Raw genomic sequence first — 21,527 nt, forward strand, 5'->3', positions numbered from 1 at the left:
GCCCCGGCACCCGGAAGGGCCCCGGCCGCCACCCGCGGCCGGGGCCCTCCGCCGTTCCGCCGGGTCAGTCGCGCCGGCGGGCCAGCCGCAGCGCCACCACCCCGGCCAGCACCAGCCCGCCCGCGACCAGCAGCGGCAGCACCGGCGCGCTCCCCGTCCCGGGCATCTCCCCGCCCGGCCCCGGCACGCTCGCGGACGGCGACGGCACCGGCGGCGGCGCCGGGGACTCCGGAGCCGACGACGACGGCGACGGCGACGGCGACGGCTCGGCGGGCCCCTCCGACGGCGACCCGGACGGGCTCGCGCTGGGGCTGGGGCTCTCCGTCGCCCCGGGCTCCGCCTCGACCGCGATGACCGCGTCGTCCGGCGGCGAGGTGACGGTCCGGTCCGGCGTGGTGCCGGTCGCCGTCGCGGTGTTGCGCACGCCGCCCGCCTCGGCGTCGGCCGCGGTGACGGTGTACGAGCCGGTGCAGGTGGTGACCGCGCCGGGGGTGTCACGCGGCGTCAGCGTGGTGGCCGCGCAGCGCACGCCGGTGAGCCGGTCGTCGGTGAGGAACAGTCCGGTGACCGGCTGGGTGGTGGTGTTGGTGACGGTGTACGTGTAGGTGGCGGTCTGCCCGGCCCGGTAGACCCGTTCGTCGTCGACGTGCTTCTCCAGCAGCAGCCCGAAGTCGTCGTTCAGCGGCAGCTCGTGCCTGGCCTCCGGCGACTCGACCGGCCCGCCGTCCGAATCGCCGTGCGCGACGGCCGTGTTGGTGAGGTAGCCGCGCCGCACGTCGGCGTCGGTGACGGTGTACGAGACGGTGCAGGTGACGGTCGCGTCGACGGCGAGGACGGTGGTCGGGCAGCTGACCGGGCCGACCACCGGGTCGCTGACGGCCAGGTCGCGGATCTCGGTGGTGCCGCCGTTGGTGACCACGAACTGGTAGGGCACCACGGTGCCCGCGGTGACCGGGTCGGGCAGCGGGTGCGCCCGGTCGACCTGCTTGACCAGGTTGAGCCGCGGCAGCGGCGCCACGCTGGCGGCCGTGACGTGCCGCAGCAGGTGCACGTCGGTGAACGCGCCGGTGGACGAGGCGAAGCCGAACTTGTAGGTGGCGGGCGCCGGTTGGGGCGCGGCCTGGCTGAGCACCCGGACCGGGCCGGCGCCGAAGTCGACGTCCACCTCGACCTGCGGGTCGGGCCCGGGGGTCACGGTGACGGTGACGGTCCGCTTGCTGGGTTCGAGCGCGGCCTCGGCCTGCGCCGGGGTGGTGCCGGGCGGCAGGTCGGCGGCGGTGGCGGGGCCGTGCAGCTGCCCGGGCAGGGTGGACGGCCACGGCCCGGTGGTGGTCGTGTTGCTCGTCGTCGCGCCGAGCAGGCAGTAGCCAGTGGTGCCCTCGCCGGGCCCGCGCAGCGTCACCATGTTGGCGCCGGGCGCGGGCGCCCGGAAGGCGGTGCCGGCCGGGGAGCGGGTGGCGCAGCCGTCGCCGCGGTGCTCCCAGTCGCCGAAGTAGTTGCCGAGCACGTCCAGGCCGACGCCCAGGTAGCCGCCCTCGAAGCCGGGCAGGAAGGCGTTGCCCGGGTCGTCGTCGGGCAGTTTCTGCGCGTAGCCGAGGCTGCCGCCGAACGCGCCGGGGCGGGTGAGCGAGGCGGCGCCGTCGACCAGGAAGAACGCGATGCCGTCGGCGGGCGAGGGCCTGCTGGTGTCGCCGCCGTACTGCCACTGCTCGAAGGTGACCCGGATGCCCTCGTTGGCGGGCAGCGGGCGCTCGTACAGGACGGCCGCGGCCCGGTCGTTGCCGGCGTCGGTCATCCGCAGGTAGCCGTGCGGGGCGGCCGCGTTCGGCGGGACGGGCCCGACCGCGCCGCCCGGGCAGCCGGTCAGCGCCCGTGGTTGGGCGACCGGGAGGAACGGGACCTCGGCGGCGCCGGTGAGGCAGGCGCCGTCGGTGGCGACGAACCCGCTGTCGGCGCTCGCCCCGGTGAAGGTCTCGTCCACCAGCGGCGTGCCCGTCCCGGCCCGCTGCCCGGGCGGGGCGGCCGTGGCGGCGGCGGTGGGGGGCGGCGGCGCGGCCGTCGCGAGGAGGGCCGCGGCACAGGCCGCCGCCGCCGCGAGGGCGCGGCCGGCCCGGGGGGTCCGTCGAATGGTCACCACGTCTGCGTTCCGCCTCTCCGGTCGATGCTTCGTAGTCGACCTTCGGGGCGGGCGGAACCGGGCAGCGGACACGCGGCGGGCGCGGCCAAGCACCCGCCCGGCGGAGCGCGCGGGAACGGCGAAAGGCCCCGCACCTCCCGGGGCGGTCGATCACCGGACCCGGGGAGGTGCGGAGCCTGCGCGGAACCTCGCGGCCCGCGGAGCGGAGGGGGCAGCAGCTCCGGGGGGACGAGCTGCTGCCCCGAATCGGAGGTCCCACAACCGGCGCCGCGTCGGGGGGAAGCCGCGGCACCGGTCCCACAGCGGGGACCTCCGGATCGCCGTACCGGGGATTCCTGCCAGATCCTCGGTACATCAACCATCCTGCCGGGCGCCGGGGGGGGCCACATCCGGAGAAAGCCCCGTCCGCGCGGGACCTTCGTCCCAGCGGGTGAACGCACCCCTCACCGGTTGCGCCGTCCGGTGGATAAGCTGCCGGGTGACAGGGCCGCGCGGGGAGAGGGCGGCGGCCCGACCCAGGGAGGCAGGACCGTTCGATGGCTCAGGCGAAGAAGGTGGCCATGTGGATCCTGGTCATCTTCGTCATCTACACGATCATCACCTCGCCCGACCGCTCGGCGGACCTGGTGAAGTCCGGTTTCGTCGGCATCTCGGACGCCGCGAAGGCGGTCGGCTCGTTCATGACCGGACTGGTGCGCTAGTACCGTTGCGGGGTTCGTCCTTCCGGGGCGCTCCCCCGACCGGGCGCGCCCTCCCTCACCCGCGAGGAGCGGCATCGTGATCCGGCACCTGGTCCTGTTCAAGCTCAACGAAGGCGTCACCAAGGAGGACCCGCGGGCCGTCGCGGGCGCCAAGGCGTTCGCCGAGCTCGGCGCGCTGATCCCCGAGCTGCGCGAGTGGGAGTGCGGCTGGAACTTCGCCGAGCGCGACATCGCCCAGGACTTCGCGATCAACAGCCTGGTCGCCGACCGCGAGGCGCTGGCCGCCTACCTCGGCCACCCGGCCCATCAGGCCGCCGCGGCGCAGTGGCGCGAGTTCGCCACCTGGGTGATCGCCGACCTGGAGGTCTGACCCTCCCCCGGCACCCCTCGTACACGCACGACCCGGCGGCTCCCGCCCTCCACCGGAGAGCGGGAGCCGTAGCACACTCCGCCGAATGCTGGACGGTTCGTCAACACGCCTCCACCGGGTACTTGCTCGCCTACAGAGCGACTTGTGATGCTATGACCGGTTTTGCCGGAAATTGGCGAGGTGGTTCACAAGGGAGGGGTGACGTGTCCGTGCGGACGCAGCAGGGCAGTGCGCCCGAGGACCAGGTCGAGGACCGGATCGGGGACCGGACCGAGGGTCCGGCCGAGGGCCGGATCGAGGACCTGCCCGACCCGGTCGAGCTGGCCTCCCGCCGCCCCGGCGGGCGCGGCGCGGTGGACGTCCGGACGCTCACCAGGGTCCTGTTCGAGCGGCTCGCCGAGCTCCCGCCCGGCACCCCCGAACGGGCCCGGGTCCGCTCCGCCCTGATCGAGATCAACATCCCGCTGGTCCGCTACGCCGCCATCCGCTTCCGCAGCCGCAACGAGCCGATGGAGGACGTCGTCCAGGTCGGCACCATCGGCCTGATCAACGCCATCGACCGCTTCGACCCCGACCGCGGCGTCCAGTTCCCCACCTACGCGCTGCCCACCATCCTCGGCGAGATCAAGCGCTACTTCCGCGACAACGTCCGCACCATGCACGTCCCGCGCCGCCTCCAGGAGCTCTGGGTGCAGGTCAGCGGCGCCATGGAGGAGCTGACGGTCGCCCACGGACGGGCCCCCAAGGTCCCGGAGATCGCCGCCAACCTGCGCATCCCCGAGGAGGACGTCCGGGCCTGCCTGGACGCCGGCCGCGCCTACAACGCCGCCTCGCTGGAGGCCGCCCAGGAGCACGAGGGCGGCCTCGCCCTGCTCGACCGGCTCGGCTACGAGGACTCCGCCCTGACCGACGTCGAGCACCGCGACATGGTCCGCCACCTGCTGGTCCAACTCCCCGAGCGGGAACGGCGGATCATCATGCTGCGGTTCTTCGCCAACCTGACGCAGTCGCAGATCTCCACCGAACTCGGCATGTCCCAGATGCACGTCTCCCGGCTGCTGTCCCGGATCCTGTCCCGGCTGCGCACCGGGAACTCCTGGGAGGAGTGAGTCACCTCCTGTTGCCCCGTGTCACCGGCGGGTGACGAGTCGCGACGTTCGGGTTTGCCGGGGCCGGTGGGCCGGTATTGAGGAGTCAGACCCGTCAGCCGGGAACCACTGCGCGGTGGTGACCGTTCGACAGACAGTCACGAGTGGGGTGGGCGCGTGTTCACAGAACCGGGCAGTGCGGTCATCGAAGCCGACACCGAAGCCGGAGCCGAGGTCGGGACGGAGGTCGAGGCCGTCGTCGTCTCGCTGCCGGCCCAGACCGGTCCCGCCGAGGCCCCCGACCGGGCGCTCGACACCCGCACGCTGTCCCGCGCGCTGTTCCGCCGGCTGGCCGGCCTGGAGTCCGGCAGCGCGGAGCACACCTACGTCCGGGACACCCTGATCGAGCTCAACCTGCCGCTGGTCCGGTACGCGTCCGCGCGCTTCCGCAGCCGCAACGAGCCGATGGAGGACATCGTCCAGGTCGGCACCATCGGCCTGATCAAGGCCATCGACCGCTTCGACCCGGACCGCGGCGTCGAGTTCCCCACCTTCGCGATGCCCACCGTGGTCGGCGAGATCAAGCGCTTCTTCCGCGACACCAGCTGGTCGGTCCGCGTCCCGCGCCGCCTCCAGGAGCTCCGCCTCGCCCTCACCAAGGCCGGCGACGAACTCTCCCAGCGCCTCGACCGCTCCCCCACCGTCCCCGAGCTCGCCGCCTACCTCGGCGTGACCGAGGACGACGTGGTCGAGGGCCTCGCCGTCGGCAACGCCTACACCGCCAGCTCGCTCGACTCCACGCCCGCCGAGGACGACGGCGGCGACGGCCCGCTCGCCGACCGCCTCGGCTACGAGGACCTCGCCCTCGAAGGCGTCGAGTACCGCGAGTCGCTCAAGCCGCTGCTCGCCAAGCTCCCGCCGCGCGAGCGCCGGATCATCATGCTGCGCTTCTTCGGCAACCTGACGCAGTCCCAGATCGGCGAGGAGATCGGCATCTCCCAGATGCACGTCTCCCGCCTGCTCACCAAGACCCTCGCCCACCTCCGCGCGGGCCTCACCGCGGAGTGAGGCCCCGCCGGGGCCCCGCCGCTACACCGTGCAGGAGCGCCGGATCCGCTCCAGCTCCCGCCCGGTGAGGCCCAGCCCGTCCTCCCAGAAGTGCTCGAAGCCGGACCAGCCGCGGGCGACCTCCTCGAAGGCCGCCTCCAGGTAGGACTCCTCCGCCCGGAACAGCGGCCGCAGCAGCGGGTCGACGGCCGCGATCCCCGCCGCCGAGCGCTCGTTGGTGAGCAGGTAGTCCGCGCGGACCGCCGCCGGGTCGACGCCGAGCGCGGTGAGCAGCAGCGCCGCCGTCCAGCCGGTGCGGTCCTTGCCGGCGGTGCAGTGGAACAGCACCGGCGCGCCGTCCGCCTCGGCGACCAGCCGCAGCACGGCGGCGAACCGGGAGCGGGCGACCGGGTCGGTGACGAACCAGCGGTACATCGAGGCCATCATCGCCCCGCCCCGGCCGTCCCCGAGCACGGCGTGCAGCGCCGCCGGGTCGCCGCTGCCCAGCACCCGGCGCAGCTCCACGTACAGGTCGAAGTCGGCGGAGAACACCGGCAGGTGGTGCAGGTCCGGGCCGAGCCCGCCCGCCGCCGGGACGCTGAGCACCGCGGCGGCGTCCGCCGGCAGCACCGCCTCGGGCAGGCCGGGGACGCGGTCGGCGCCCAGGTGGCGGACCTCGTCCAGGCTGCGCAGGTCCACGACGTGGCGCAGCCCGAGCGCGCCGAGCAGCGCCAGGTCGTCCGCGCCGAGCCGGCTGAGCGCCTCGGCGCGCAGCAGCACGCCGCCGCGCACGGTGCGGCCGTCCGCGGTGCGGTAGCCGCCCAGGTCACGGGCGTTGACGGCGGCCGTCAGGCCGAGGCTCCTGGCGGTCCCGGTGGACGGCGCGGACACGGGCTCCTCCTGCGCGGGGGCGGGGCGGGGACCCGGACAGTCTAGGCACGCGGGTCCGCGGGGCCGCCCGGGGTGTCTCCCGGCCGGTCCCGTGCGGTCCCGTGCGAACGGGCGCGGACGCCCTCCGGCGCCGCTACTTGACGGCGAGCCAGATCACGCCGATGACGACCGCCAGGGCCACGACGGCCCCGACCACGATCATCGGGGTGCGGCTCGACGAGGAGGAGGAGCTGCTGCCGTAGGTGGTGACGGTGCCCGGGGCCTGCGCGGCCGGGGCCTCGTCGACGAACGCCCGGAACATCTGGGTGGAGCCGGCGGGGTCGTAGTCGTTGTCAGCCATGGAACGGGACTCTAGCCGCCCCGGACGGCCCGCCGACACCCCGGTCCCCGCCCCGGACCGGGTCCGCACCGACCCCTCACCCCGGCGCACCGGGCCGCGGACCCGCGATCCGGCGGAATCAGCCGGGACCCGAACGGGTTGTTGCCAGTCATGACCTACAGTGACGCCCCTCGGGTGACCCTGGGCACCTCCGACCTCGCCGTCTCCCCGCTGTCGCTCGGCGGCAACGTCTTCGGCTGGACGGCCGACACCGAGCAGTCCTTCGCCGTCCTCGACGCGTACGCGGCGGCCGGCGGCAACTTCATCGACACCGCGGACGTCTACTCGGCCTGGGCGCCGGGCAACTCCGGCGGCGAGTCCGAGACCATCATCGGCCAGTGGCTGCGCAGCCGGGGCGACCGGGACGAGATCGTCGTCGCCACCAAGGTCGGCATGCTCTCCGGCCTGGACAACCTCCGCCCGGAGACCATCCGGCAGGGCGCCGAGGCGTCGCTGCGCCGGCTCGGCGTGGAGCGGATCGACCTGTTCTACACCCACCGGGACGACCCGGCCGTCCCGGTCGAGGAGATCGTCACGGCGCTGGACGGCCTGGTCCGCGCGGGCAAGGTCCGCGCGGTCGCCGCGTCCAACATCGGCCCGGAGCGGCTGGCCGCCTCGCTGGAGTTCGCCGAGCGCGAGGGCCTGGCGAAGTACGTGGCGGTGCAGCCGCACTACAACCTGGTCTCCCGCGCCACCTACGAGGGCCCGCTGGCCGAGGTGGTCGCCGCGCACGGCCTGGCCGCCGTCCCGTACTACGCGCTGGCCTCCGGCTTCCTGACCGGCAAGTACCGCCCGGGCACCACCGTCGACTCGGCCCGGGCCCAGGGCGCGGGCGCCCACCTGGACGACCCGCGCGGCCTCCGGGTGCTCGACGCGCTCGACGAGGTCGCCGCCGCGCACGGCGCCGAGCCCGCCAGCGTGGCGCTCGCCTGGCTGGCCGCGCAACCCACCGTGGCGGCGCCGCTGGCCAGCGCCCGCACCCCCGAGCAGCTGCCCCCGCTGCTGGCCGCCGCCGCGCTGCGGCTGACCGAGGGCGAGCTGAAGCTGCTCACCGACGCCTCCGAGTAGCGCGCACGACGACGGCGCGCGGGAACGGCGCCCCTCCCACCACGCTGTGGGAGGGGCGCCGTGGTCGTGTCCGGCCCCGGGCCCAGCGGCCGGGCCCAGCGGCCGGGCCCAGCGGCCGGGCTCAGGGGCGGCCGAAGAAGTCCGGGTAGTACCCGCTGTTGAGGCGGGAGACCCGGACGTCCTTGCCGGGGCGCGGGGCCTCCACGTACGTCCCGTCGCCGAGGTAGATGGCCACGTGGTGGATGCCCGAGACCCGGCCGTTGCCGGACCAGAACACCAGGTCGCCGCGCTGCAGCTGCCCGGAGTCGATCGGGCTGGCCGCCCGGTACTGGTCGTCGGCGACCCGCGGGGTGGCGACCCCGGCCCGGCGGAACGCCTGCTGGACCAGGCCCGAGCAGTCGAACCCGTCCGGCCCGTTCCCGCCCCACACGTACGGCTTGCCGACCTGCGCGAGCGCGTACGACACCGCCGCCTCGACCCCGGCCGGGGCGGACCGGTCGGCCTGGCCGCCGGACTGCCCGCCGGACTGCTGGGCGCCGCGGTCGCCGGTCCGGTCGACGTAGACGTCGTAGTGGCTGGTGTAGCGCCACTCGCCGGCCGCGTTCCTGAACCAGTAGACCTTGCCGTCCCAGCCCTGCCGGATCCCGCCGGAGGACTGCGCCGGGGCGGGCTTGGCGGCCGGCTGCGACTGCGGCTTCGCGCCCTTCCCGCCACCGGTGCGGTCGAGGTAGACGTCGTGCCACTTGGTGTAGCGCCACTCGCCGGCCGCGTTCTTGAACCAGTAGACCTTGCCGTCCCAGCCGGGGCCGGACGGCGCGGGCAGCGCCTGCGCCGTGGTCGCGCCGAGGCCGAGGCCGACCGCTCCGGCGGCCGCCAGCACCGTGGTGGCCAGGCAGGTCGAGCGCACGGCGCGGTGTATTCGGCCCGCCCGCTCGGCCGCGGCGGACCCGCCGGTGCGGGCGGCCGGCCGGGCGCACGCGGCGCACCGGCAGACCGACGCACCGTCGGATTCGGCGAAGCCCAGCAGGGGGGCGCCGGAGAAGTCCGGGAGGTCGGCGGGGTCGGTGGATATCGAGGCGAGCGCGGTCGTCACGCGGGTTTCCCTTCCTTGCGGTTCGGGCGGGCGGCCGGGGCGGGCACCGCTGCGGTGACCCCGGCCGGGGCGACGAACGCGACCAGCAACTGCTCCATCAGGGCGCTGCGCGCGCTGTCGTCCAACTCGTGGGCGGTGGCGCGCTCCAGGCGCCGCACCGCGAGGGCCGCGGCCTCCACCGCGTCGTCCACCAGGACGGTCCGCAGCCCGGCGTCCAGGTCGGCGAGCCGGCGGCGGCGCATCGACTCGGCGACCTCCGGCGCGTAGTCCAGGGCCAGCGGCTGCACCGAGTACACCTCGACGCCGGCCGGGGCGGTCTCGGCGGCCAGCGCCCGGGTCAGCTCGTCGGCGAACCACTGGCCGTCGCGCAGCGCGGGCCCCGGCGCGGAGTTCGAGTCGCACGGCAGGAGGGAGGCGGTTCGGGTGAGAACGGCCTGCACCTGCTCGCGCAGATACGTTTCGTGCTCGGCGATGCCCAGTGTGACCCGCGCGGTGTCCTTGACCCGCCACACGATCAGCAGCCGCACCACCAGCGGCGTCCCCGCCCGGTCGGTCACCCGCACCGGCTCGCTGCGCCAGTGCCGCAGCCGGACGTCCACCCGGCGGCGGCGCAGCAGCGGGTTCACCCAGAGCAGGCCGGTGCGGCGGACGGTGCCGCGGTAGCGGCCCCAGCGGGTCAGCACCCGGGTCTCGCCGCCCGGGTTGGAGAGCAGCCCGCCGAGCGCGGCCAGCATCGCCAGCCCGATCGCGCTCACCGCGGCGAGCGTCGCGTCGCCGACCTCGGCCTCCCCGCTGGCCTTCGCCGCCGGGCCGCGCAGGTCGGGCACCCCGGGCAGCTCCGGGATCACCCCGGCCCGGGCCAGCACCAGCAGCACCCCGGCCGCCCCGGCCAGCAGCACCAGCAGCGGCAGCCAGCCCGGCAGCGTGAACGCCCGCCGCTCGCGCAGCGACTGGTCCGCGCGCGGCGGCCGGCGGTGCGTCGCGGTGTCCGCCACCGTCGGGTGCGCCGCCGACCGCTCGGCGGCGGTCGTGCTGAGCCTGCGCAGCCCGCCGGGCGCGGCGGGCCGGGCCGGCGGGGCGGGCGCGGCGGTGACCGGCTCGGGGGTGACCGGCTCGGGGGTGGCGCGGGGCGCGGGCGGGAGCGCGGACGGCTCGTCCGCGCCGACCACGGGCAGCGGCTGGGTGGTCGGCCCCCGGTCGGGGACCTCCTCGGCGGACGGGGAGACCGTGATCAGCGGCTTGGTCACCGCCTTGGCGACGGCCTTGGTGAGTTGGGTCGCACCGACGGGGGGCTCGGGTGCGGCGGGCGGCCAGGAGTGGGGTCGCGGCGAAGGGTCGCGGGTGACGTCCATGCACGTGTCCTAGGGGGTCAGAGTGTCGCGCAACGGGCGGCCCGGATCTGACGGGCAGTGCCAGACCCAGGCTAGGTTGATAAGTAATCAAATGCGACATTTAACAGGCAGTGTGTCGATTTGTCGGATATGCGACAGCGGGTCGGCCCGCCCGCCCTGAACTGCGGGAACGAGCGGGCCGACCGGGAACCAGCCCCGGACCGGACGGGCTGTCAGCGGCGCCGGGTACCACTCCCCCGGCCGAACACCCGGCGGGTCAACAACCCCACCGCCGCCGCGATCAGCAGCACCCCGCAGGCCAGCCCGCGCCACCCGGTGGCCGCCGCCCGGTGCGCCGCCGCCACCGCGTCCGGCGGCGGAGCGGCCGCCCCCCGCGACGGCGACACCGCCTCACCCGGAGCGGCCACCACCTCGGCACCGCCCTCGGCCTCCGGCTCGACGTCCGCCCCCGCCCCCGCTCCCGGCTTCGACACGGCGGGCGCAGCGGACGGCGACGGTGCCGGCGACAGGGACGGGGTCGAGGCCGGAGCCCGGACGGGCGACGGCGTGGCGGACAGGACCGTCGCGGCGGGCGAAGCCTTCCGAGTCGCACTCGGACCCACCACGGACGGCGTACCGACCGGCACCGGCGTCCCCGAAGCCGACGGCCGCCCGGTCCCGGACGGCGCCCCCCGCCCCGGCGCGACCGCCGCGGGCTCGACCGGCCGGTCCGGCACCCCGGGAGGCGCGGGCACCGCGGCGACCTGACCGTCCATCGGCTCGACCACCGACGGCACCGGCACCCGGACCACCTCCGACGGCACCGGCACCCCGGGCGCCCCGGACACGTCCGGCACCGCAGGCAGCGCAGGAGCGGACGGGACCGACGGAACCGCAGGGACCGGAACCGACGGACTCGACGGCGCGGACGGCGCCCCCACCACCGGCACCACGACCGGCAGCACGTCCGGCGGCACCGGCAGCGCCGGCTCGGCCACCGCCTCCGAGGCGGACGGAGACGGCGAAACGGACGGGGAAGCCGAAGGCGACGCGGACGCACTCGGCGAAACGGAAGCCGACGGCGACGGGCTCGGCGCCCCGGACGGCTCCCCTGCCACCGGCACCACGATCGGCAGCACATCCGGCGGCACCGGCACCGACTCGGCCGCCGTCTCCGAGGCGGACGGGGACGGCGACGCGGACGGGGAGACAGCGGCAGCGGAGGACGGGGACGCACTCGACGAGGCGGAGACCGACGGCGAGGCACTCACGGACGCGGACGGCGAGGGCACCGGACCGGCCGTCGGATCGTCCTGGCCGTCCATCGGCGGCACCACGATCGGCAGCACCGGCACGTCCGGCGTCTCCGGCGTCTCCGGCACCGTCGGCACTGCCGGGGACGGCAGCGCTGACGGCAAGGCGGGCACCGGGACCGACGGCGAGAGCGACGGCGACGCGCTCGACGGCATGTCCGACACCACCACGGCCGGCGAGGCCGTTTCGCTCACCCCCGCACTCGCACTCGGGCTCACACTCGGGCTCGCACTCGCACTCGGGCTCGTACTCCCGCCCCCGCCCCCGCCCGTAGCCGTCGCCGCGACGTGGACCCGCACCGGGTCGCCCGGGGTGCCGTTGCCCGCCGGGTCGGTCGCGGTGGGGAGGAGGGTGAGGTCGCCGGGGGCGAGGTCGCGGGCGGGGGTGCAGAACCAGGTGCCGTCGGGGGTGGTGACGGCGCTGCAGGCGGTGGTGCGTTCGTCGCCGTGGCCGGTGGTGGCGGTGACGGTGACGGTGGTGCCGGGTTCGGCGCGGCCGGTGAGCTTGGGGCGGGCGGTGTGCAGGAGGTCGCCACTGCCGGGGGAGGTGAGGCGGGGGCGGTCGGGGGCGGTGGTGTCGACGGTGAGGGCGACGGCCTTGCCGTCGGAGCGGTTGCCGGCGTCGTCGACGGCGTGCGGGGTGAGCTGGTGCGGGCCGTCGGCGAGGTTCTCGACCGGGAGGCAGGACCAGGTGCCGTCGGCGGCGACGGCGGTGGAGCAGAGTTCGCCGCCGCCGCGGCTGCCGGCGTCCGCGGTGACGGTGACGGTGGAGCCGGGTTCGCCGAGGCCGGTGAGCAGCAGGCCGGGGTCGTTGGTGTAGGCGGGCAGGGTGAGGACGGGGGCGGTGGGCGGGGTGGTGCGGACGGTCAGCCGGAGTTCGTCGCCGCGCAGCACGATGCCGCCGCGGGTGGTCTCGACCGGGACGAGGGTGTGGGTGCCCTCGGCGAGCGCGCGGTCGGGGCGGCAGTTCCACGAGCCGTCGCTGCCGGCCTTGGCCGTGCACAGGGTGGTGCCGTTCTCCTGGACGGCGATGCTCGCCCCGGCGACCGCGCCGTCGCCGCGGAACTCGGGGCGGGGCTCGCGGGTGGTGGTGCCGGGGAGCGGGAGGGAGACCTGGGGCTTGGCGGCGCCGATCGCGATGCCGACCTTCTGGTCGATGACCTGGCCGGAGTCGGCGAAGCCGCCGGGGAGGACCAGTTGGGCGCCGCCGCGGGCCAGCCGCAGCCGGACCCAGGTGTCGCCGCCGGTCGCCCCGGCCGGGACCTGCCACTCCAGGGCGGCGTGGTCCGCCCCGGCGGGGACGTCGGCCTGCACCCGCTCCAGCGGGTCGAAGCGGCCGTTGTGGTCGAAGTCGATCCAGCCGGCCAGCACGGCGGCGGCGCCGCCCGCGTTGACCGGCACGTCCAGGTGGTAGTAGCGGCCGACGGCGGTCTCGGCGGGGAAGACCAGCGTCGGGTCGGCGCCCTGGTACTCGGCGCGGCCGGGCTGGAGCAGCGGCGGGGGCGGGCTGGCCCAGGGGCTGCGGCGGCCCTGGCCGCCGTCGAGTTCCACGCTGGGGGCGACCGGGCCGGCGTCGGGCGGCGGCGCGGGCGGGCCGGGCGGCGGGCCGGGCTGCAGCGGCTCCTCGACGGCCTGGGCGAGGCCGGGCCGGGAGCGGGTCGTGGTGGTGGCGGCGTCCTGGCCGAGGAACAGGTCGGAGACCAGGTGCGAGACGTTCCCGTACGCCTGCGGGGCGCTGCCGAGGCCCTCGTCGAGGGTGACGGTGTACGCCTGGCGGAGCGGGGCGGGCGGGGTGGTGGAGCCGTCCTGGGCGGTGGAGCGCTGCTCGACCCGGAGCGACACGGTGGAGACGGTGCCGGCCAGTTCGAGGGTGCCGCTGCCGTCGGCCGAGCCGTCCGGGCCGGCGTCGGGGGCGGGGGCGAGCTCGCCGGAGCCGACCGTCCAGCCGCGCCAGGCGGTGCGGCCGACCAGGGCGGGGGCGGCGGGGCTGCCGCCGGTGACGGTCAGCCGGGTGCTGGTGCCGGTGCTGCCGTCCTTCGAGGTGGCCGTCGCGCTCAGGCCGCTGACGTGCAGCCGGGGGTTGCGGACCGGGCGGGAGAAGGAGAGTTGGAGGGTGCCGAGGGTGTGCCAGGAGCTGTCGGCGCGCGGGCGGCGCTCGGCGGCCAGGAAGGTTTCGGCCGGGTCGCCGGGGCGGATGCCGTCGGTGTAGGGGCTGCTGCCGCCGCCGGAGCGGTCGGCGAGCCTGCCGGGGGCGGTGTCGACGCTCACCCCGGGGACGGCCGCGTAGTCGAACTGGACGGCCAGGCCGGAGGGCAGCACGGCGCGCCGCTCGGCGGACCAGGCGTCCGGGGTCTGCTGGGCGGCCGTCGGCGGGGCGCCGAGGCCGGCGAGCAGGCCGGCCGCGAGCAGGGCGGCGGTGCGCCGCCCGATCCCGGAACGCGGCCGGTCACGGTCGGCCGGGCGGGCGTCGGGGGCCGGGGCCCGGTGCGGGAACTGTCGGCACATCCGGCACTCCTCTCGGTGTCGTCGTCCGCCGCGATCGCGGTCCGATCGCCGCGTGCCCGAATGCTCATGACGATCCGACAAAAGGGAATCACGATCTGGTTTCGGTCATACCGCGACACCTGGTCATTTCCGCCTACACCACCCGATTGGTGGCCACTCGGTCAGCAGCATCGGGATACCCGTCCGACCCATCGTCAACTCCCGCGAACAGGCATCAATCGGACGCTACCGCCCAGTTGTTGACTTCCGGTCAATCTTCTCTGTTCGAATTAGTGGGTTTATCAGTAGAGTCGGCGGGCGTGACGATTGATCCCACACTCATCAAGAGCAGCTTCGCCGCCGTCGAGCCCCACGGCAGCGCGGTGACCGCCTACTTCTACACGCACCTGTTCGAACACAACCCGGACGTCCGCAAGCTCTTCGCCGAGCACCTGAACGAGCAGCAGGACCGCCTCTGGGCCGCCCTCGGCACCCTGGTCAACAAGCTCGACGACACCGACACCGTGGTCAACGTGCTCCAGGGCCTGGGCCGCCGGCACGCCGGCTACGGCGCCCTCCCCGAGCACTTCCCGGCCGTCGGCGCCAGCCTGCTCGCCGCCCTCGCGCACTTCGCCGGCGACGCCTGGACGCCGGAGACCGAGGCGTCCTGGACGGCGCTCTACGGTGTGGTCACCGAGGTCATGAGCGCGGCGCTGACCGAAGAAGCCGCGGGCTGAGAGCCCCCCGGTGCCCTTCGACCCCGCGGTCATCCGCGCCAGCTTCGCCGTCGTCGAGCGCCGCGCCGATCAGCTGACCAAGTTCTTCTACGCCCACCTGTTCACCAACAACCCCGGTGTCGAAGAGCTCTTCCCGGCCAGGCTCGCCGAACAGCGCGACCGCCTGTTCGCCGCGCTCACCCAACTGGTGACGCGGCTGGAGGAACCGGAGAAGCTCACCGGCTACCTGGCGGCACTCGGGCGCGACCACCGGAAGTTCCAGGCCGCGCCCGAGCACTACCCCGCCGTCGGCGCCAGCCTGATCGCCGCGCTCAAGCACTTCTCCGGCCACTCCTGGACCCAGGAGGTCGAGAAGAGCTGGCTGGAAGCCTTCACCGTCATCTCCCAGGCCATGATCGACGCGGCCGCCGCCGTCCCCGACACCGTCCCGCGCTGGTGGGACGCCGAGGTCGTCGACCGCCGCCGCGCCACCCCGGACCTCGCGGTGCTCACCCTGCGGCCCGACCGGCCGTACCCCTACACCGCGGGCCAGTACCTGACCGCCTGCTCCGACCGCCGCCCCCAGGTCTGGCGGCCCTACTCCGTCGCGTGCGCCCCCCGCACCGACAACACCCTGGAACTGCACGTCCGCCGGATCCCCGACGGACTGCTGTCCACCGCGCTGGTCAACGACGTCCGGCTCGGCGAAACCGTCCGGATCGGCCCGCCGCTCGGCGAGGCCGTGCTCGCCCCCGACTCCTACCGGCCGCTGCTGATGGTCGCCGCCGGCACCGGCTGGGCCCCGGTCAAGGCCCTGCTGGAACAACTCGCCCAGGACGGCGGACGGCCCACCACGGTCTTCGTCGCCGCCCGCGGCGACGAGGACCAGTACGACCTGGCGGCCGTGCACGCCCTGGTCAAGGAACACCCCTGGCTGCACGCCGTGCTCGCCGCCCCCGAACGCGGCGGCTCCCGCGCCGAGGGCGTCCGACTGCTGCGCGAGGGGCTGCGCGCGTACGGGGACTGCTCCGGCCACGACATCCACCTGGCCGGACCGCCCGACCTCGCCCCCGGCGTCGGCGCCCAACTCCTGGAGCAGGGCGCCGAATCCGCGTACCTCCGGCACGACCCGGCCACGCCCACCTTCAACCGCAGCCGCCCGCTCACCCCCGCGGAGTGGTTCCTCGAAGAACGCGACGTGCCCTGGATCAACCGGACCGAACTCGGCTGACGCCGCTCCTGCCGCCCCCCGTTGTGGTGGTCGGGGGGCGGCAGGACCGGCGACACCGTCAGTTCCGCGCCCCCGCCCCCGGGGCGCCGGCCAGCCAGTCCACCACCGCCCGGGTCACCGGCGCCCCGGTCTCGTTCTCGACCCCGAGGTACTGGCCCGAGGGATTGCACTCCAGGAACCACCAGCGGTCCGCCGCGTCGACCATGAAGTCGAAGCAGCCGTAGTTCAACCCCATCACCCGCATGTACCGGTGGATGCTCCGGGCGAGCCCCGCCGGGGTGTCGATCAGCGTGGTCACCAGCTGGTCCGTGCCCTGGTACTGCCGCCAGTCGACCGCGCCGTCCGCCGTCGGGGAGTCCAGCCGGGCGGTGAAGACCCGGTCGCCCACCACAGTCACCCGGGCCTCGTACCGCGGCCTGATCCGCCGCTGGAACTGGCAGACCGCGCCCCGCACGCTCTCGTCCAGCTCCGCCGTGGAGACCGCCCGGGTGTAGAGCGCCATCGCCTGCCAGCCGCCGCGCTCCGGCGCGCCGCGCAGCGGCTTGTACACCGCCTCGCCCTGCGCGCCGACGAACCGCCGCGCCCCGGAGACGGTGTTGCCGAACAGCGTCGGCGGCACCGCGAAACCGCAGGCCGCCGCGGTCGCCAGCTGGTAGCCCTTGAGCCCCGCCGTCCGGTTGCGGTCGGGACGGTTGGCCCAGCGCACCCCCGGCAGGCCGAACAGCACGCCGTACAGGCCCTCGTGGTTCTCCCGGGCGGCCCACTGGTAGGTCCGGTAGGCGTCGGGGTCCGTCGGACTGCCGAGGACCCGCGGGCTGTTCGGGCGGCGCACGTAGACCGCGGTGATGTCGTCGACCAGCACGCTGTGGTGCGCCGTGAAGATCCGGCCCCGCCAGGCCCGGCCGGAGTGCTCGGCCTCGATCGCGACGCCCTCCGGGAGGTCGCCGGGGTCGAGCCGCACCACGCCGACCGCCCTGGCCCGCAATCCCTTGATCACCCGGTCCGCGGTGGGATCGAGTCTGTTCGTCAGTACCAGGACGGTCATCGTGGGTCCTTCGGGGTGAATGACGGGACGACGGAACCGGACGGCCGGTCAGGCGTCGCCGTCCTCCGAGTTGATCAGGGTCGTGGTGTGCGTGGTGTACCCGAGCCCCTCCGCCTCGTCGGCGGGCACCGCGCCGAACCAGCCGAGCTGGGCGACCGGGTCGTACCGGTAGCCGCCCGCGCACACGTCCGGAGCGTCCACGACCCGGGCCTCCCGCATGCCGAACAACATGAGTCCGCCTCCTTCGCACCTGGCCCCGCCGACGCGAACGCACCCGGAACGGACCCGGAGCGGAAAGGAGATGACGGACGGTCAGCACCTGCCCGATCCGGCCGCCCGGAACGGGGCCGCCGACACCGCCGCGGCTGCGGGCGGTGGCCTCACCAGATTCCAGCTGATGCATTAACTTGTCAAGGAGTAGGTCAAACCTCACCATGCGTAGTCACTCGAGAGGCTGAAACGGGCCGGGAAACGACGAAGGCCCCGGGTGGGTACCCGGGGCCTTCGGCTGGTGCGCTCAGCAGGATTCGAACCTGCAACCTCTTGATCCGTAGTCAAGTGCTCTATCCGTTGAGCTATGAGCGCTCGGACGGATCCTTGCGGAACCGCGAGCGGAGTTGTGGTGCGCTCAGCAGGATTCGAACCTGCAACCTCTTGATCCGTAGTCAAGTGCTCTATCCGTTGAGCTATGAGCGCTCGCCCCGGCGGACTGGCCTCCTGGGCGGTGCGGGGACAACATTACATGACCGTCGACCAGGGGCGAAATTGATTGCCGCCGACCCCGCCGGGCCCCGCCCCGGCCCCGCCGGCGCCCCCGTCAAGGGCGCCTCCGCCGGGCGCCCCGGTGAACATTCGGCAACGGTCGGGGCACGGTCCGGGCGGGCCGGAGACGACGGGAGCCCCGTCGGTCAGTGACCGACGGGGCTCCCGGTGAAGCGGAGGCGGAGGGATTTGAACCCTCGATGGACGATAAAGCCCAAACCGCATTAGCAGTGCGGCGCCATAGACCGGACTAGGCGACGCCTCCAACAGCCGGACCGCCACCGGTACTCCGGTGCGTTCCGTGCGACTGCGATGATGCCACAGCCAACGGCCCCGGCACCAACCACCACAACGATACTGGCCGGGTCGACCACGGCGCAAAGAAGAATGAGATACTTCGGTCTCCGAGGAGAGCCAGAGCCGCCCGTGGCAGCGGCGGCCCGAAGCCGTGAGGAGACCTGTCGACGTGAGCAGCAGGCCGACCCGAGGCGCTGCTCGCCTCGCCGCGATACTCGATGCACTGCCCGACCCGCTGCTGCTGGTGAACAGCAACGGCACCGTGGTCGACGTCAACAAGGCCGCCGTGGAGAGCCTGCAGGCACCCGGCACCTCGCTGGTCGGAATGGGCGTGCTGGACCTGCTGCCGGAGTTCGACCCCAGTCGGATCCCGGGTTCCATGCGGCCCCCCGCGAGCGAGACCGAGAGCCTTGACCGACCGGTCCGGATGACCGCCCGACGCACCGACGGCACCGCCTTCAGCGTCGAGGTCTCCGGCAACGACTTCACCGACGAGGGCGGCGGGGAGGCACACGGATTCCTGTCCTTCGCGACCAACGACCAGGACCTGTTGCTGCTCCTGGTCCGCGACATGTCGGCCCGGCTCGGGGTGGAGTCCGAACTCCGGCGCCAGCACAAGCAGACCGAGATGATCCTGCGGGCCGCCGCCGAGGGCGTCCTCGGCGTCGACCTGGAAGGCCGCGTGGTGCTGGTCAACCCGGCCGCCGCGCACATCCTGGACTTCCGGGCCAGCGAGCTCGGCGGCCGCGAGCTGCACCCGCTGATCCAGCACTCGCAGCCCGACGGCAGCCCGCTGGCCGCCGAGAGCTCCGCGCTGATGGACACCCTGCACTCCGGCCGCAAGCACCGGATCCGCAACACCGTGCTGTGGCGCAAGGACGGCCGGCCCGTCACCGTCGACCTGACCACCGCCCCCGTGCGGGACGGCGAGCAGCTGGTCGGCGCCGTGATGACCTTCACCGACCGCACCCACGAACTCGCCCTCGCCGCCCGCAACGAGCACCTCACCGCCGTCCTGGAGTCCGAGCTCGGCGGCGCCCTCACCGCGCTGCACGGCCGGATCGACGCACTGGCCGCCGACCCGGCCGGCCAGCTCTGGCCCGAGGCGAACTGGACGCTGCGCCGGCTCGCCGACGAGTGCCGCCGGTTCGGGAAGCTGATCGACGGCGTGCTGGAGCACCAGCGCTTCGAAGCCGACGCCGACCGCGGCAAGGCCGCGCTGGAGCGCGAGCGGATCGGCCTGGACGAGGTCGTGCAGCTCGCCGTCGACCGGGCCGGCGAACTGGTCGGGCCCGGCCGGGTCCGCTACTCGGTGCACGCCGCCGCCGTGAAGGTGCTCGCCGACCGCGAGCGCCTCGCCCAGGCCCTCGCCCACCTGGTCGCCGACGTCAGCGGCGTCACGCCCGTCCCCGGGCCCGCCCGGGCCGAGGGCGAGCCCGCCCCCGCCGGGGTGCCGTTCGCCGGGCCCGCACCGGCCGGCGAGCAGCCCCCGATCGTGGTGCTGGCGGCCGCCCGGCGCGGCGACGTCGCCCGGGTCGAGGTGCGCGGCCCCGCCCGCACCTCCAGCGCCGTGCACCTGCCGATCGCCCGGGCCGCCGTGCTCCGGCACGGCGGCGTGCTGCAGCGGCACGACCTGCCCGACGGGGCCGGCGCCACCTACGTGGTGGAACTGCCGCTCGACCCCGACGGCGAGGCGTCCGGCGGGCCGGACAAGCGGCAGCACGTCCCCAAGGACTCCGACACCGCGATGATCCCGGACCTGCCGGGCCAGGGCGTCCCGCCCGAGCTGCGGCCCGCCGCGGCCGAGCCCGCGGACGCGGAACGGCCGGCCGAGGCCCGGGCCGACGACACCCAGGGCTCCGGCCGGCGCCGGGCCCGGGCGGCCGCCGCTGCCGCTGCCGCGGGCCAAGACGCGCCGCAGGCCGAGCAGGCCCCGCGCGGGCCGATCGCGCTCGGCCCCGGACCCGGCGCGGACGACACCGCCGGCGGCGGCCTCGCCGGCGGCGGTGAGGGGGCCGAGGGCGCCGAGGGCGGCACCCGCTCCGGCCGCCGGGCCCGCCGGGCCGCCGCGCCCGCTGCCGGGGACGGCTCCGGGGCGCTGCACATCCCCGGCGTGCCCGACCCCGGGACGCCGGTCTACCCCGGCCTGGAGAGCGCGCTGGCGGCCTCGACGCCGGAGCCGGTCACCCCGACCGCCCAGCCCACCGGGCGCCGGCGGCGGCTCGCGCTGCCCGCCGACACCACCGAGGGCGCGGAGGAGGTCACGGCGGTCCTGCCGCCGGTGCCGGCCGCGCCGCCCGCCGACGCGGCCGCCGGGGCTGCCCCCGCCCCTGCCTCCGCTCCCGCTTCCGCTCCCGGCTTCGCCGGCGAACCCGTCGCGCCCGCGCCGCAGGCCGTCCCGCCGCAGCCCGCCGAGCCGCCCGCGGCGCCGGCCGGCGGCGCGTTGGAGGTCGCCCGGTCGGCCGCGCCCGCGCTGCCGGCGGCGGACGCCCCGGCCGAGGACGAGCGGCCCCGGCCGGTCGGCAGCGGGCTGGGCGAGCTGCTGCCGCCGCGCACGCTGGGCGGCTTCCAGACCGCCTTCCCCGCGCCCCCGGTCCCCGGCCAGCCGCCCGCCGCGAACGCGCTGCCCCCGGCCGGGAGCACCCCGTCCGCCGTCGATCCGGCGCTGCTGAACGGGCAGCGGCTGGGCGGCGCCGGCGAGGGGGCCGGGCCCGGGGCGGCCCTGGCGCTGTCCGGCGCACCGGCCGCCGGGAACGGCCAGGTCGAGGGGCGCACCCCGCCCCGGCCGGTCGCCGAGCTGGCCCCCGCCAAGGACCACCCGCAGGACGGCCCGCGCCCGCTGCTGGTGTGGCCCGAGCCCGACCCGTCCACCCGGAACGCGCTGGAGGTCCGCGGCTTCGAGCCGGTCGTGGTCGCCTCCCGCGAGGAGGTGGACGCGCAGGTCGGGCGGACCCCCGCCGCGCTGTTCGTCGACCCGCTGACCGGCCCGATCACCCGGACCGCGCTGCAGTCGCTGCGCACCGCCGCGCTGGCCGGGCGGATCCCGGTGCTGCTGGCCGCCGGCCTCGGCCAGGCCACCCGGGACGCCGCGTACGGCGCCGACCCGGCGGTGCTGCTGCGGGCGCTCGCGCCCCGGGACGGCGAGAACCACGCCGCCCGGGTGCTGCTGGTGGAGTCCGACCCGGAGGTCGCCGCCGCGCTGGTGGCCAGCCTGGAGCGGCGCGGCATGCACGTCGAGCACGCCTCGGACGAGAACGAGGCGGTGGCCCGGGCCAGCAGCATCCAGCCGAACCTGGTGGTGCTGGACCTGCAGCGGATCGAGCGGCAGCACCTCGGGCTGCTCGACTGGCTGCGCGCCAACGACCGGCTGCACCGCACCCCGCTGGTCGTCTACACCTCGGCCGACCTGGACCCGCAGGCCCGGGCCGGACTGCGCACCGGCGCGAACGTGCTGTTCCTCGCCGAGCGCTCCACCACCGAGGACGTGCAGGGCCGGATCGTCGAACTGCTGGCCCGGATAGGCGCGTTGGGCCAGGCGGTACCGGCTGTCAGCGGCGCGTCCTTCTGACGCTCA

General features: G+C 75.5%; 16 protein-coding genes and 3 tRNA genes. 8 read left to right on the forward strand and 11 right to left on the reverse strand.

Going from position 1 to position 21,527, the window contains the following annotated elements:
* Window positions 1-64 precede the first annotated feature (64 nt).
* Entirely contained in the window at window positions 65-2,134 is a 2,070-nt protein-coding gene (locus KSE_RS18385) for a DUF7507 domain-containing protein (protein ID WP_148283114.1), read from the reverse strand.
* Window positions 2,135-2,673: 539 nt separating this feature from the next.
* Here KSE_RS18385 and KSE_RS43395 point away from each other — a divergent pair.
* The 4 genes from KSE_RS43395 (at window position 2,674) to KSE_RS18400 (ending at window position 5,364) form a co-directional block, all read left to right on the forward strand.
* Complete coding sequence (locus KSE_RS43395) at window positions 2,674-2,838, forward strand: hypothetical protein (protein ID WP_014136836.1); 165 nt, start codon at window positions 2,674-2,676, stop codon at window positions 2,836-2,838.
* Window positions 2,839-2,914: 76 nt separating this feature from the next.
* Window positions 2,915-3,208 carry a Dabb family protein gene (locus tag KSE_RS18390; protein WP_014136837.1) on the forward strand — a complete coding sequence of 98 codons (294 nt, stop codon included), beginning with the start codon at window positions 2,915-2,917 and terminating at the stop codon, window positions 3,206-3,208.
* Between the two features lie 203 nt (window positions 3,209-3,411).
* On the forward strand, window positions 3,412-4,317 hold the full coding sequence (locus KSE_RS18395; protein ID WP_014136838.1) for an RNA polymerase sigma factor SigF: 906 nt from the start codon (window positions 3,412-3,414) through the stop codon (window positions 4,315-4,317).
* A gap of 156 nt (window positions 4,318-4,473) precedes the next feature.
* Window positions 4,474-5,364, forward strand: coding sequence for an RNA polymerase sigma factor SigF (locus KSE_RS18400; protein WP_014136839.1), 891 nt, complete (start codon window positions 4,474-4,476; stop codon window positions 5,362-5,364).
* Window positions 5,365-5,385: 21 nt separating this feature from the next.
* On the opposite strand, the gene KSE_RS18405 is transcribed toward KSE_RS18400, so the two are convergent.
* Together KSE_RS18405 and KSE_RS18410 are read right to left on the reverse strand one after the other, a co-directional pair.
* On the reverse strand, window positions 5,386-6,234 hold the full coding sequence (locus KSE_RS18405; RefSeq protein WP_014136840.1) for a tyrosine-protein phosphatase: 849 nt from the start codon (window positions 6,232-6,234) through the stop codon (window positions 5,386-5,388).
* 133 nt (window positions 6,235-6,367) lie between these two features.
* On the reverse strand, window positions 6,368-6,574 hold the full coding sequence (locus tag KSE_RS18410; RefSeq protein WP_033258824.1) for a hypothetical protein: 207 nt from the start codon (window positions 6,572-6,574) through the stop codon (window positions 6,368-6,370).
* A 150-nt stretch (window positions 6,575-6,724) separates the two neighbouring features.
* On the opposite strand from KSE_RS18410, the gene KSE_RS18415 reads away from it, so the two are divergent.
* Complete coding sequence (locus KSE_RS18415; protein ID WP_033258825.1) at window positions 6,725-7,681, forward strand: aldo/keto reductase; 957 nt, start codon at window positions 6,725-6,727, stop codon at window positions 7,679-7,681.
* Between the two features lie 121 nt (window positions 7,682-7,802).
* Here the strand turns inward: KSE_RS18415 and KSE_RS38585 are convergent, their stop codons facing one another.
* The 3 genes from KSE_RS38585 to KSE_RS18430 form a co-directional block, all read right to left on the reverse strand.
* Complete coding sequence (locus KSE_RS38585; protein WP_014136843.1) at window positions 7,803-8,774, reverse strand: C40 family peptidase; 972 nt, start codon at window positions 8,772-8,774, stop codon at window positions 7,803-7,805.
* Window positions 8,771-10,126, reverse strand: a complete 1,356-nt coding sequence (locus tag KSE_RS43845) for an SPFH domain-containing protein (protein ID WP_014136844.1) — start codon at window positions 10,124-10,126, stop codon at window positions 8,771-8,773. The genes KSE_RS38585 and KSE_RS43845 overlap by 4 nt, the downstream gene beginning before the upstream one ends.
* Before the next feature lie 212 nt (window positions 10,127-10,338).
* Window positions 10,339-13,923: an Ig-like domain-containing protein gene (locus KSE_RS18430; RefSeq protein WP_014136845.1), complete on the reverse strand. Its 3,585-nt coding sequence runs from the start codon at window positions 13,921-13,923 to the stop codon at window positions 10,339-10,341.
* A gap of 299 nt (window positions 13,924-14,222) precedes the next feature.
* On the opposite strand from KSE_RS18430, the gene KSE_RS42870 reads away from it, so the two are divergent.
* On the forward strand, window positions 14,223-14,639 hold the full coding sequence (locus tag KSE_RS42870; protein WP_014136846.1) for a globin domain-containing protein: 417 nt from the start codon (window positions 14,223-14,225) through the stop codon (window positions 14,637-14,639).
* Window positions 14,640-14,649: 10 nt separating this feature from the next.
* Window positions 14,650-15,849, forward strand: coding sequence for a globin domain-containing protein (locus KSE_RS18440; RefSeq protein ID WP_014136847.1), 1,200 nt, complete (start codon window positions 14,650-14,652; stop codon window positions 15,847-15,849).
* 58 nt (window positions 15,850-15,907) lie between these two features.
* Here the strand turns inward: KSE_RS18440 and KSE_RS18445 are convergent, their stop codons facing one another.
* The 5 genes from KSE_RS18445 to KSE_RS18465 all read right to left on the reverse strand — a co-directional run bounded on the left by KSE_RS18445 (window position 15,908) and on the right by KSE_RS18465 (window position 17,921).
* Window positions 15,908-16,894 (reverse strand): MvdC/MvdD family ATP grasp protein, encoded by a 987-nt coding sequence (locus KSE_RS18445; RefSeq protein WP_014136848.1) that lies wholly within the window; start codon window positions 16,892-16,894, stop codon window positions 15,908-15,910.
* 48 nt (window positions 16,895-16,942) lie between these two features.
* Window positions 16,943-17,125 carry a hypothetical protein gene (locus KSE_RS42875; protein ID WP_014136849.1) on the reverse strand — a complete coding sequence of 61 codons (183 nt, stop codon included), beginning with the start codon at window positions 17,123-17,125 and terminating at the stop codon, window positions 16,943-16,945.
* Between the two features lie 278 nt (window positions 17,126-17,403).
* Window positions 17,404-17,479, reverse strand: a tRNA-Arg gene (locus tag KSE_RS18455).
* A 35-nt stretch (window positions 17,480-17,514) separates the two neighbouring features.
* A tRNA-Arg gene (locus KSE_RS18460) sits at window positions 17,515-17,590 on the reverse strand.
* 240 nt (window positions 17,591-17,830) lie between these two features.
* Window positions 17,831-17,921: transfer RNA gene (locus KSE_RS18465), tRNA-Ser, on the reverse strand.
* Between the two features lie 201 nt (window positions 17,922-18,122).
* Here KSE_RS18465 and KSE_RS18470 point away from each other — a divergent pair.
* Window positions 18,123-21,521, forward strand: a complete 3,399-nt coding sequence (locus tag KSE_RS18470; protein ID WP_014136850.1) for a hybrid sensor histidine kinase/response regulator — start codon at window positions 18,123-18,125, stop codon at window positions 21,519-21,521.
* Window positions 21,522-21,527 lie beyond the last annotated feature (6 nt).

The sequence above is a fragment of the Kitasatospora setae KM-6054 genome (assembly GCF_000269985.1).
Lineage (GTDB): Bacteria > Actinomycetota > Actinomycetes > Streptomycetales > Streptomycetaceae > Kitasatospora > Kitasatospora setae.

What these genes read in the sequence shown, in the direction of transcription:
- KSE_RS43395 (WP_014136836.1), top strand. Translation starts at nt 2,674, where the DNA reads ATGGCTCAGGCGAAGAAGGTGGCCATGTGGATCCTGGTCATCTTCGTC.
- KSE_RS18410 (WP_033258824.1), bottom strand. Translation starts at nt 6,574, where the DNA reads ATGGCTGACAACGACTACGACCCCGCCGGCTCCACCCAGATGTTCCGG.
- KSE_RS18415 (WP_033258825.1), top strand. Translation starts at nt 6,725, where the DNA reads ATGACCTACAGTGACGCCCCTCGGGTGACCCTGGGCACCTCCGACCTC.
- KSE_RS43845 (WP_014136844.1), bottom strand. Translation starts at nt 10,126, where the DNA reads ATGGACGTCACCCGCGACCCTTCGCCGCGACCCCACTCCTGGCCGCCC.
- KSE_RS18430 (WP_014136845.1), bottom strand. Translation starts at nt 13,923, where the DNA reads ATGTGCCGACAGTTCCCGCACCGGGCCCCGGCCCCCGACGCCCGCCCG.
- KSE_RS18445 (WP_014136848.1), bottom strand. Translation starts at nt 16,894, where the DNA reads ATGACCGTCCTGGTACTGACGAACAGACTCGATCCCACCGCGGACCGG.
- KSE_RS42875 (WP_014136849.1), bottom strand. Translation starts at nt 17,125, where the DNA reads ATGTTGTTCGGCATGCGGGAGGCCCGGGTCGTGGACGCTCCGGACGTG.